Consider the following 11,200-nt stretch of genomic DNA (forward strand, 5'->3'; position numbering starts at 1 on the left):
TCCACTCGTCCTACTATGCGTAGTTAATCACATTCAACCAGTAATCGCTACGCACAGTGACAGCAGGGTCACTGACCACGCAGATCCGCGAGCAGTCCGGGCAGATCGTCGGGCTTGACCAGCACTTCTCTCGCCTTGGAGCCCTCGCTCGGCCCGACGACGTTGCGGCTCTCCAGCAGGTCCATCAGGCGGCCCGCCTTGGCGAAGCCGACGCGGAGCTTGCGCTGGAGCATCGACGTCGAGCCGAACTGGGTGGAGACGATCAGCTCGGCGGCCTGCACCAGCAACTCGAGGTCGTCCCCGATCTCCTCGTCGATCTCGCGCTTGGCCGCGGCGGGGGCGGCCACGTCCTCGCGGTACTCGACCTGCATCTGGGTCTTGCAGTGCGCGACGACGTCGGCGATCTCCTTCTCGGAGATGAAGGCGTTCTGCAGCCGCATCGGCTTGCTCGCGCCCATCGGCAGGAAGAGGGCGTCGCCCTGCCCGACCAGCTTCTCGGCCCCGGGCTGGTCGAGGATGACGCGCGAGTCGGCCAGCGACGATGTCGCGAACGCCAGCCGGGAGGGCACGTTCGCCTTGATCAGGCCGGTGACCACGTCGACCGACGGCCGCTGGGTGGCGATGACCAGGTGGATGCCTGCGGCGCGGGCGAGCTGGGTGATTCGGACGATGGAGTCCTCGACGTCACGGGGGGCGACCATCATGAGGTCGGCGAGCTCGTCGACGATCACGAGCAGATACGGATAGGGCTGGTAGACCCGCTCGCTGCCGGGAGGCGGCACCAGCTTGCCCGCGCGCACGGCCTTGTTGAAGTCGTCGACGTGCCGGAAGCCGCTGGCCGCCAGGTCGTCGTAGCGGCGGTCCATCTCCCCCACGACCCATTCGAGGGCCTCGGCGGCCTTCTTCGGGTTGGTGATGATCGGCGTGATGAGGTGGGGAATGCCCTCATACGAGGTGAGCTCGACCCGCTTGGGGTCCACCAGCACCATGCGCACCTCGTCGGGCGTCGACCGCATGAGAATCGAGGAGATCAGGCCGTTGATGCAGGTCGACTTGCCCGCGCCGGTCGCTCCCGCGATGAGGATGTGCGGCATCTTGGCCAGGTTGGCCACGATCGTGCGGCCTTCGACGTCCTTGCCCAAACCGACGATCATGGGGTGGTGGTCGGCCTGCGCCACCGGGGAACGCAGCACGTCGCCCAGCGACACGAGGTCTTTGTCGGTGTTCGGGATCTCCACGCCGATGGCCGACTTCCCCGGGATCGGGGACAGGATGCGGACGTCGGCCGACTTGACGGCGTAGGCGATGTTCTTGGTGAGGGCGGTGACCTTCTCGACCTTGACGGCGGGGCCGAGCTCGATCTCGTAGCGCGTGACCGTCGGCCCGCGGGTGAACCCGATGACCTGGGCGTCGATGGTGAACTGCTCCAGCACGCTGGTCAGCGCGTTCACCACGACCGTGTTGGCCTTGGTCTGCGGCTTGGGCGCGCTTCCCGCCCGCAGCAGCTTCGCGTCCGGCAGCGTGTACGGCCCGGCCTGCGGCGACAGCACGAGCTGCTCGACCTTGCGGGGAGCGGGCGACGGCAGGGGCGGCTGCGCGGGCGACTTGGCCGCCTCGGCCTCCACCCCCTCCATCTCCTCTGACTCGTCGACCAGCCCCGGGACGATCTCCGGCGAGTGGTCCTTGTCCGACAACACCGGGGTGTCGTACGGCTTGACGTTGTCGCCGACCTCCCGCTTGCCGTCCGCCGGCTTCCTGGTGCGCTTCTTCGGCGGGGACGCCGGCTTGCCCTCCCCCTCCTCGGGGCGCTGGAAGAGCAGGTGCCTGATCTCGGCGAACCGTTCGGGGATCCGGTGGAGCGGCGTGGCCGTGATCACCAGCACGCCGAACCCGGACAGCATGAGCAGCAGCGGGATCGTGACGAACGCCGGCAGGATGCTCGACGGCGGGGCGGAGACGATGAACCCGAGCATGCCGCCCGCGGCCGACACCTTGTCCATGCCGTCGGCGGGGCCACCCGACGGGTACGGCGTGCCGTGCGCCACGTGCACGACGCCGAGGATGCCGACGAGCAGTGCGGTCCAGCCGATGCCCATTCGCCCGGTCTCGGCGTTCTGGTCGGGGTGGCGCAGGAGCCGCCAGGCGAGCAGGGCGAGCAACACGGGCACCGACCAGGCCAGTGAGCCGACCACGCCCCGCACGACCGCATCCACCATCAGGGAGACCCCGCTCTTGGACTCCCGCCAGAGCATGGCCGCCAGCACGATCCCGCCCGCGAGCACCGACAGGCCCACGCCGTCGCGGCGGTGCGCGGGGTCGAGGTCGCGGGCGCCCTGCCCGAGCGCCCGGGCGGCCGCGCCCATGCCGTGCGCGAGCAGCAGCCACAGGCCGATGACCAGCTTGCCGATCATCAGGAACACCCAGCTGATGGGGTCCTGGCCGGTTCCCACCGGCCGCTTGGGCGCCCGCTTCGTCGTGGTCTTCGACGTGGCCCTTCCCCGGGCCGGCGGGCGCTTCGCGGAAGTCGTGCGAGACCCGGAGCGCGGAGTCGGGCGCTTCCCGGGACCCTTTCCGGACGTACGGGTGGCCATGATGCCGAAGGTACCGGGGAGGCCAGGAGATTTCGGGAAGACTCGCCGAAGGGGGAACGCTCTACACTGGCTCGGACGTGGCAGCGTTTCCACCGCAGCGAACAGTTTCCACCGCAGCGAACATGGGAGAGCTCATGAATGTCGTGGTGCTGGGCGAACCCCTGGTGGAGTTCTCGACCGCGGCGTCCCTCGACCGGGCCAACGTGTTCCGGTTGTCCTTTTCCGGCGACGCCCTGAACGCGTCCGTCGCGGCGGCGGCCACCGGGGCGAGCGCCGCGCTCGTGACCCGCGTGGGGGCCGACGAGTTCGGGGAGCGCCTGATCCGCTTCGCCGCCGGCCACGGCGTGGACACCCGCTGGATGGTCACGGGCGAAGGCTCCACCGGGGCGTACGCCCTGGGCGCCGACCCGTCCGGCAACCGGGCCTTCGCCTACATGCGCGCCGGCAGCGCCGCCTCGCGGATGGGCCCCGCCGACGTCGACCGCTCCCCCGTCTCCCAGGCCGCCGTCGTGCTGCTGTCGGGCGTCACCGCGGCGCTGTCCGAGTCCTGCGACCAGGCCGTACGGCATGCGGCGGCGATCGCGCACGGCAAGGTCGTCTACGACCCCAACTTCCGGTCGCGGCTGACCGGACCGGAGGCGGCGCGCGGCGTCCTGGAGGCGGTGGCCCCGCACGCGGCCCTGATCGTGCCGTCGTGCCCGGGCGACAGCGGCCCCCTGTTCGGCACCGACGACCCCGAGGAGGTGCTGCGCGCCTGCCTCGCCATGGGGGCGCGGGCGGCCGCGGTGACGATGGGAGCCGAAGGCGTCCTCCTCGGCACCGAGGAGCACACGGGGGACGGCGCGGGCGACGGCTCGATCCTGCACATCCCGGCGATCCCCGTCGAGTCGGTCGTGGACCAGACCGGCGCGGGCGACGCCTTCGCGGGCGCGCTGGCGGGCTGGCTCTCCCGCGGCGCCGACCTCGTCCAGGCGGTCAGGGCGGGCACGGCCGCCGCGGCGATCTCCCTGCGCGGCCAGGGCGGCACGGGCCGGGTCGCCACGACGGCGGAGATCCACGCCCTCATCGGCGAAGCGGCCTGAGCCTGCGACCAGTGGAAGTCGGCCTTGTGGATCGGCTACCGGATCTGGACCCGATCACAGCTGATTGCCTGCGGTCGGCCGGATGGCATCGAGGTCGGCGAGTCGACGTATCCGTTGCCATCCGAAGTCTGGAGTCTCAGGGATACGTCGCCGGCCGCACAATCGTCAGCTTTCTCGAGTCGCTGTGGGGGCTGCGGCTCGATCCGGCGAATGAGGAGGGACCCAATTTCATCAACGGCGAGCCGTTCATCGTTGATCCGGTAGGGGTCGGAAGGCGGCATCGAGATGAGGCCGATGAGATCTATTCGGCGATAGGGGGGTCTTGGTTCCCCATCGGATGGTGGCTCAGCTACTCGCACGTCTTCATGGACCAATCCGGAGCCCTCGTGGCCTTTGCCGATGGCCTCATATGGAGGATCGGAGACAACCTCCTGGACGGTCTGCGGTTCATGGTGCAGGCCGATCGCCCCCTGATGTGCATTCATGCCCCCGAGGGCCGTAAACCGTGGCCGGCGGCGACTGATTTTTCAGCCGATTGATCAGTAGGCGCGGCGTTGCCGTACGGCGGAGCGTTCGATGCGCTCGCGAGCCTCCAGAAGGCAGGCGACGATGTCCTTCTCGCGTTCCGCGGTCAACCGGGGAACCGGCACCGAGCAGCTGATGGCGTCGCGGGGCGGGTCGGCGATGTGCAGGACCACGCCGAAGCAGCGCAGCCCCTCGGTGTTCTCCTCGCGGTCGACGGCGTAGCCGCGCTTGCGGACCCGGTGGAGGTCGGCGATGAGCTTGTCGTGGTCCACGATCGTGTGCCGGGTCAGCCCGGGGAGCTCGGCCGGCAGCAGGGCGCGTACCTCGGCGTCCTCCCGCGTCGCCAGGATCGCCTTGCCCAGGGAGGTGGTGCTGGCGGGCAGCCGCCTGCCGACCCGGGAGAACGGCCGCAGGTAGTGGCGGGAGGCCCGGGTGGCGAGGTAGACCATGTCGAAGTGGTCGAGCCTGGCCAGGTGGACGGTCTCCCCCGTGGTCTCGGCCAGCCAGTCGAGCGCGTCGTGGGCGATCTGCACGAGCGGGTCGCCGTCGATGTAGGTCGCGCCGACGAGCAGCGCCCGCATGCCGATGCGGTAGAGCGTCCCCGTGGCGTCCGTCTCGATCCACCCGAGGTCGACGAGGGTCCTGAGCAGGGCGTGCAGACTGCTCTTGGGGTAGCCGAGCTTGCCCTGGAGGTCGGTGAGGCTGTGCTGCCCGGGATACTGCGCGAAGAAGTCGAGCAGCTCGACCGTTCGCAGCGCCGACTTCACGTGGGGCACCGGTTCCGCCATGTGTACCTCCCTGACCCGCCTGTCCGCCTCCTATTGTGAGCGGGTTCCCCAGGATGCGACCGCGTGGGCGGCGATGTAGTCGTGATCGAGGTCGTCGCCGAGCCCGGCGGCGGCGGGCATCCGGACGTTTCCGCCGGTGAGCGGGTCGACGATCGACCGCAGGTGCGGCGGCGGGGTGTCGTAGTCGGAATGCGGGTGCAGCAGGCCCCGCTCGTACCACCGGCCGCACATGGTCGCCCCGATGACCGCCAGCGCCCCGGAGCCGTTGCCGTGGATCTCGCAGTCCATCCCGAACGACTCGGCGAGGTGCACGGCCTTGATCGCGGGGATGATGCCGCCCGACCCCACCACGCCGACCCGCAGGATGTCGCACGCCCCGGCGGCGACCCATTCGGCGCGGGCCATGTGCTTGCCCCACGAGGTCTCCGGGCCGAGGATCGGCGTCGCGAGCTGGTCGGCGAGCCACCGGTAGGACTGGACCGACGCCTCCTCCATCGGCTCCTCGTACCAGGCGAAGCCGAGCTCGTCGAGCGCCCGCCCCAGGGTCAGCGCCTCCGACCGGGAGTACCAGTGGTTGCTGTCGAGCATGAGCGCGACGTCCGGCCCCACCGCCTCGCGCACGGCGGCGCAGGCCGCGATGTCGCGGGCCACGCCGTACGGCATGGGCGGCATCCAGGTGTGGAGCTTGATGGCGCGGTAGCCGCGGGAGACGAGGTCCTTGGCGAAGGCGGCGTAGTCGTCCGGGGTCGCCAGGCCGCCGGGGATGTCGTCGCCGCACATCGTGCTGGCGTAGGCGGGGACCTCTGAGCGGGCGCCGCCGAGGAGCTTCCACACCGGCATTCCGGCCGTGCGCCCGGCGAGGTCCCACAACGCCTGGTCGGCGGCGCTGAGCGCGCGGTCGGACAGGTTGCCCTGGGAGCCGCGCTGGCGGCGGGCGATCCGGTGCCACAGGCGTTCGCGGTCGAGGCTGTCCTGCCCGAGCAGCGCGGGGCCGATGTGGTTCCTGATCACGGCCTCCCTGACCGTGTCCGGCTGGGCCAGGCAGTGGCCGGTGACGCCGTCGCCGTCGGTGACGGTGAGCAGCGCCTCTTGCACCTCTCGGGGCGGCCCCGGATGGCGGTGCCCGTGCCCGTCGACGACTGATCGGGTGACCGTGGTGAACACGGTGACCGTGACGCTCTCGACGACCGCCATGCGCCGCCTCTCCTCTCATCAGGTGATTACGTTCCCGAGGGCCGGTGCGAGGTCAGGGTCGCACCGGCCCGGTCCCGGGTGGTGGTGGCTCAGCCGCCGTGGGCCTTCTTCCATTCGGCCTGGGCGTCGGTGAGCTTCTGCGCCATGGTGTCGAGGAACTCCTGCGGCGACATCTGCTTGAGCAGCACCTTCTGGAAGAGCGGCTCGGTGTCGGCCTTGGTGATGGAGGAGAACTGCGGCAGGTAGTAGGGCGGCGACACGACCGCGGTGGCGGGGTCGTTGAGCACGTCCACGGCCGTCTTGAGGTGGGGCAGGCCGGTCACCCAGGAGTCGCCCTGCGCCTCGGTGTTGGCGGGGATCTGACCCGTCTGCTGGTTCCAGTAGCTGTTGCTCTCCTTGGAGACGAGGAACTCGACGAACTTCCAGGCGGCGTCCTTGTGCTCACTGCCCTTGAAGACCGCGAAGCCGTCCACGGGGTTGGCGACGATCGTGCGCTTGCCCGACGCGCCCGCCGGCAGCGCGAACGCCCCGATCTTGTCGGCGCCGTGCGCCTTCACGTGGTCGTTGTACGACCCGAGGTTGTGGTGCATCATCGCGATCTTCCCGGTGCCGAAGGCGGCGACCATCTTGGGGAAGTCGTTGGTGACGTCGGCCTCCGGGGTGTCCTTCTTGTACATCGCGGCCAGCTTGGTGAGGTACTCGACGTTCTTCGGGTCGTTGACCGTGCTCTTGCCGGAGGCGTCGAAGAACTGGGTGACGCCGGAGTAGGCGTACATCTCGGCCAGCACCTGGAAGATCGAGCCCGCGCCGCCGCGGATCGTGTAACCGTACTGGTCGGGGGCCTTGGTGAGCTCGGCGGTGTCGGTGAAGAACTCGTCCCACGTCGCGGGCGGCTCGGGCAGCTTGTCCTTGAGGTACCAGACGACGTCCATGTTGGAGGTGCCGGGGACGAGGTACAGCTTGCCGTCGGTCACGGTGTCGCGGACCGACTTGATCATGGGCGCGGCCAGCTTGCCGTTGACCGCGCTCTTACCCAGCCAGTCGTCGGCGGGCTCCAGGGCCTGCTGGCCGACCAGGTTGGCCAGGTAGGAGGTGGTCACACCGCCGACGTCGGGGGTGTCGCCGCCGGCGATCGCGGTGTCGTATTTCTGCTGGACGGAGGCGATCGGGATGCCGACGTATTCGACGTGGATCGTCGGGTTGGCAGCCTCGAACCGCTTGATCAGCTCCTGGTAGATCGGGGTGCGCGTGCCACCGTTGTTGTCCCAGAACGTGATCGTCGTCTTGCCGGGCTCCTGCGAGCCCGAGCCCGAGCCGCAACCCGCGACCGCGAGGGCGAGGACGGCCAGCGCCGCCCAGGCCTTGGTTGACTTCATGCTTCCTCCTGCGGATGGCTGAGGGGAGCTATCCCTTGACGGCCCCGGCGCTGATGCCGTGCACGAGATAGCGCTGAATCACTGCGAACACGCAGACCACGGGGACGGCGGCGACGACGCCCCCGGCCGCGAGCGCCCCGAAGTCGGCGCTGTACTCCCCGATCGTGTAGCTGAGCCCGACGGGGATCGTGAAGCTGTCCTGCCTGCTGACGAACATCAGCGCGAACAGGAAGTTGTTCCACGTGTGGATGAACGCGAACGATCCGACGGCGATCAGGCCGGGCCGCAGCTGGGGCAGGACCACGGCGAGGAAGGCCCGCAGCCGGGTGCAGCCGTCGACCATGGCCGCCTCTTCGACCGAGTACGGCACGGCCGTGATGAACCCGCTCATCAAGATGATCGACAACGGCAGGTTGAAGACCGTGTCGGCGAGGATGAGGCTGCCCAGGCTGTTGATCAGCCCGAGCGACTTGAAGATCGAAAACAGCGGGATGAGCAGCATCGCGCCGGGGATGAACTGCGTGCACAGCAGCACGACCATGAACAGGCTCCGCCCCCTGAACCGGAACCTGGACAGGGCGTATCCCCCCATGACGGCGAGCACGGTCGTGGCCAGCAGCGACCAGACGCCGACGATCACGCTGTTGCGGAAGAACATCGCGTAGCCGATGTCGTTCCACACGGTCGTGAAGTGCTCGAAGGTGATCGGCCACGGCACGGGCGTGGTCGAGCCGGACGGCCGCAGCGCGAAGACGAGCATCCAGTAGAACGGCACGACGGTGAAGAGGAGATACAGCCCGAGGGGCACGTAGAGCCGCAGGACGCGGCCGCGGTCCCTTCCCTGCCTCCGGCGCGAGCCGCTCGCCGTCGCGTGCGCTCCCCTCGGCCGGGCCATGACTCCGGTGCTCATGCCGTTCCGCCTCTCCGCCTCGCCCCGCCCGTCATCGCTCCTCCCCGAACCGGCTGAGCCGGAGATAGAGGATCGAGAAGAACAGCAGGATCACGAAGCCGGCCATGGTCAGCGCCGAGCCGTACCCGAAGTCCTTGGAGTCGACGGCGCGCTGGGCCACGTACAGCGGCAGCGTGGTCGTGACCTGGGCGGGGCCGCCGCCGGTGAGGGTGTAGAGCAGGTCGACGTTGTTGAACTCCCAGACCGAGCGCAGCAGCGTGGCCAGCACGATCGCGTCGCGCAGGTGGGGCAGCGTGACGTGGCGGAACCGCCGGATCCGCCCGGCGCCGTCGACCGCCGCCGCCTCGTACAGCTCTCCGGGGATGCCCTGCAGGCCGGCGAGCAGCAGGATCGCGAAGAAGGGCACCCCGCGCCACAGCTCCGCCACTACGACGGCGGGGAAGACCGTGTCCAGGTTGCCGAGTACGGCCGTCTCCGGCTGCCCGAGGAACCGGAGCACACCGGTCTGCGGCGTGTAGAGCAGGATCCAGATGCCCGTCGTCAGCACGCCGGAGACCGCCCACGGGGAGAAGACCAGCGATCGGGCGAGGCCGCGGCCGATGAAACTTTCATTGACGATGAGCGCCAGGACGAGGCCGAGCAGGAGTTGCAGGCCGATCTCGGTGACCACCCATTTCGCCGTGAAAGCGAGGCTCTGCCAGAACAGCTCGTCCTCGAAGAGCATGCGGCGGAAGTTGTCCAGGCCCGCGAAGCCGTCCGCCCACGGCCGCGTCAGGTTGCGGTTCTGCAGGCTGTAGTAGGCGACGCTGCCGATGGGATAGACGAGGAACGCCGCGATGAGCACGACCGTCGGGGATATCAGCAGGTACGGCACCGCCCTGCGGCGCAAGGTCGCCACCGGCGCACCTCCTTGGGGGATGACACATTTCTGAACCAAGTTCACAAACGTGGACGGCTCCACCGTGATGTTCGTCATGGGGGTTGTCAAGGAGTCGTGGCCGATTCGAAATGTTTCCGGGCTTTGTCCTCTTGATTTCGGCTCGATCTCTTGACGCGGGGAAAGTCGGGCCGTACCGTCCGGTTGTTCACGAATATGAATATCGTCCAGATATGTGCGACAGACATGTGCGCCCGCGTGGTCAGGACGCGGGACCCGTCCGCCGGCCGGCCGTGCCCGCGACGCCCACAGGGACGCCGGGCCGGCCGAGCGCGGCATCCCCTGCTGGAGGACCTGGAGCGGTCCTCGGCCCGCCATGAGATCGCGCGGGAGCGGTCGCGAGTGCGAGCCGGGCTCCGGGCCACCGGAAACGGAGTCAGCCCATGCGCACGAAAGCCCTCATCCTCCTGGCGGCCGCCCTGACCATGGCCGCCCATGCTTCGCCGGCCGACGCGAGTACGGCAGGCCGCGGCAAGCCCGTCGCGGTCGAGCTCGGACGCCAGGTGCTCCCCCACGGCGACGGATGGGCGTCGGCGGGCACCGGCACGACCGGCGGGGCGGCGGCGCCTCCGGGCAACGTCCACACCGTCACCGACCGCGACGAACTGGCCGCGGCGCTCGCCTCTCCCGACCCCCGCGTCATCTACGTCAAGGGCGCCCTCGACAGCGGCAGGACCTGCGACGACTACGTCACGGGCGGCTACACGCTCGCCGGCTACCTGGCGGCCTACGACCCCGCCGTCTGGGGGCGAGACGCCGAGCCGTCCGGCCCGCTCGAAAACGCCAGGGCGGCCTCCGCGGCCAACCAGACCGCCCATGTCGTGCTGAAGGTGCCCTCGGACACCACGATCGTCGGCCTGCCGGGCGCCGTCATCAGGCACCTCAACCTGCGGGTCGACAAGGTTGACAACGTTATCATCCGAAATCTGCGGTTCGAGGACGCCGCCGACTGCTTCCCCCAGTGGGACCCCACGGACGGCGACACCGGCAACTGGAACTCGCTCTACGACAACATCTCGGTCACCGGCTCGACCCACGTGTGGATCGACCGCAACACCTTCACCGACGGCGACAACCCCGACTCCGCCCAGCCGCTCTATTTCGGCAGGCCATACCAGGTGCACGACGGGCAGGCCGACATCACCGCCGGGTCCGACTTCGCGACCGTGTCGTGGAACGCCTTCACCGGCCACGACAAGACCATGCTGATCGGCTCGACCAACAACCCGGCGACCGACGCCGGCAAGCTCAGCGTGACCGTGCACCACAACCACTTCTCCGGCGCCCTGCAACGGCTGCCGCGTGTGCGGTTCGGCAAGGTGCACGTCTACGACAACTACTACGAGGTGCCGGACGCGAGCACGTTCGTCTACGCGATCGGCGTCGGCGTGCAGTCGCAGATCGTCGCGGAGAACAACTACTTCCGGCTGAGCCGTGCCGTCGACCCCGCCGGCCTGCTGTACGACTGGGGCGGGACCGCGCTGACCGCGCGCGGCAACCTGCTGCGCGTGGGCGGCAAGGAACGGCCGATCGACCTGGTCGGCGTCTACAACGCGGCGCACGACCCCGACTTGGGCGCCGACGCGGGATGGACGCCCACCCTGCACACCGGCATCGATCCGGCGAACACGGTCAGGCGGGAGGTGTCCCGCCACGCGGGCGCGGGCCATCTGAAGTGAGTCGCACCGGCCGGGCTCGTCGCCGAGCCCGGCCGGCATTTCTGGCGTTTCAGCAGGTCAGCGGTTTCCGACCGTCTCACAGGCGACGTCGTGCGGTGTGCGGCGCAAGCAATCCGGC

At 69.4% G+C, this 11,200-nt stretch carries 9 protein-coding genes; 3 read left to right on the plus strand and 6 right to left on the minus strand.

Annotated features, from left to right (window positions below):
* Positions 1-68: 68 nt before the first annotated feature.
* Positions 69-2,591 carry a DNA translocase FtsK gene (locus Pth03_RS17275; RefSeq protein ID WP_203945314.1) on the minus strand — a complete coding sequence of 841 codons (2,523 nt, stop codon included), beginning with the start codon at positions 2,589-2,591 and terminating at the stop codon, positions 69-71.
* Between the two features lie 134 nt (positions 2,592-2,725).
* Here Pth03_RS17275 and Pth03_RS17280 point away from each other — a divergent pair, with 134 nt between their 5' ends.
* Together Pth03_RS17280 and Pth03_RS17285 are read left to right on the plus strand one after the other, a co-directional pair.
* Positions 2,726-3,673, plus strand: coding sequence for a sugar kinase (locus Pth03_RS17280; RefSeq protein ID WP_203945315.1), 948 nt, complete (start codon positions 2,726-2,728; stop codon positions 3,671-3,673).
* 11 nt (positions 3,674-3,684) lie between these two features.
* On the plus strand, positions 3,685-4,212 hold the full coding sequence (locus Pth03_RS17285) for an SUKH-3 domain-containing protein (RefSeq protein WP_203945316.1): 528 nt from the start codon (positions 3,685-3,687) through the stop codon (positions 4,210-4,212).
* Here Pth03_RS17285 and Pth03_RS17290 read toward each other — a convergent pair whose 3' ends face one another.
* The 5 genes from Pth03_RS17290 to Pth03_RS17310 all read right to left on the minus strand — a co-directional run bounded on the left by Pth03_RS17290 (position 4,213) and on the right by Pth03_RS17310 (position 9,364).
* Complete coding sequence (locus tag Pth03_RS17290; RefSeq protein ID WP_203945317.1) at positions 4,213-4,986, minus strand: IclR family transcriptional regulator; 774 nt, start codon at positions 4,984-4,986, stop codon at positions 4,213-4,215.
* 30 nt (positions 4,987-5,016) lie between these two features.
* On the minus strand, positions 5,017-6,180 hold the full coding sequence (locus Pth03_RS17295; RefSeq protein ID WP_203945318.1) for an enolase C-terminal domain-like protein: 1,164 nt from the start codon (positions 6,178-6,180) through the stop codon (positions 5,017-5,019).
* Positions 6,181-6,269: 89 nt separating this feature from the next.
* A complete protein-coding gene (locus Pth03_RS17300; protein ID WP_203945319.1) occupies positions 6,270-7,556 on the minus strand; it encodes an ABC transporter substrate-binding protein in 1,287 nt (428 codons plus the stop codon).
* A gap of 28 nt (positions 7,557-7,584) precedes the next feature.
* Positions 7,585-8,466 carry a carbohydrate ABC transporter permease gene (locus tag Pth03_RS17305; protein WP_203945320.1) on the minus strand — a complete coding sequence of 294 codons (882 nt, stop codon included), beginning with the start codon at positions 8,464-8,466 and terminating at the stop codon, positions 7,585-7,587.
* Between the two features lie 31 nt (positions 8,467-8,497).
* Complete coding sequence (locus Pth03_RS17310) at positions 8,498-9,364, minus strand: carbohydrate ABC transporter permease (RefSeq protein ID WP_239119111.1); 867 nt, start codon at positions 9,362-9,364, stop codon at positions 8,498-8,500.
* Positions 9,365-9,786: 422 nt separating this feature from the next.
* On the opposite strand from Pth03_RS17310, the gene Pth03_RS17315 reads away from it, so the two are divergent.
* On the plus strand, positions 9,787-11,082 hold the full coding sequence (locus Pth03_RS17315; protein WP_203945322.1) for a pectate lyase family protein: 1,296 nt from the start codon (positions 9,787-9,789) through the stop codon (positions 11,080-11,082).
* Positions 11,083-11,200 lie beyond the last annotated feature (118 nt).

This window comes from Planotetraspora thailandica (assembly GCF_016863335.1).
Lineage (GTDB): Bacteria > Actinomycetota > Actinomycetes > Streptosporangiales > Streptosporangiaceae > Planotetraspora > Planotetraspora thailandica.

What these genes read in the sequence shown, in the direction of transcription:
- Pth03_RS17305 (WP_203945320.1), bottom strand. Translation starts at nt 8,466, where the DNA reads ATGAGCACCGGAGTCATGGCCCGGCCGAGGGGAGCGCACGCGACGGCG.
- Pth03_RS17280 (WP_203945315.1), top strand. Translation starts at nt 2,726, where the DNA reads ATGAATGTCGTGGTGCTGGGCGAACCCCTGGTGGAGTTCTCGACCGCG.
- Pth03_RS17295 (WP_203945318.1), bottom strand. Translation starts at nt 6,180, where the DNA reads ATGGCGGTCGTCGAGAGCGTCACGGTCACCGTGTTCACCACGGTCACC.
- Pth03_RS17315 (WP_203945322.1), top strand. Translation starts at nt 9,787, where the DNA reads ATGCGCACGAAAGCCCTCATCCTCCTGGCGGCCGCCCTGACCATGGCC.
- Pth03_RS17290 (WP_203945317.1), bottom strand. Translation starts at nt 4,986, where the DNA reads ATGGCGGAACCGGTGCCCCACGTGAAGTCGGCGCTGCGAACGGTCGAG.
- Pth03_RS17300 (WP_203945319.1), bottom strand. Translation starts at nt 7,556, where the DNA reads ATGAAGTCAACCAAGGCCTGGGCGGCGCTGGCCGTCCTCGCCCTCGCG.
- Pth03_RS17275 (WP_203945314.1), bottom strand. Translation starts at nt 2,591, where the DNA reads ATGGCCACCCGTACGTCCGGAAAGGGTCCCGGGAAGCGCCCGACTCCG.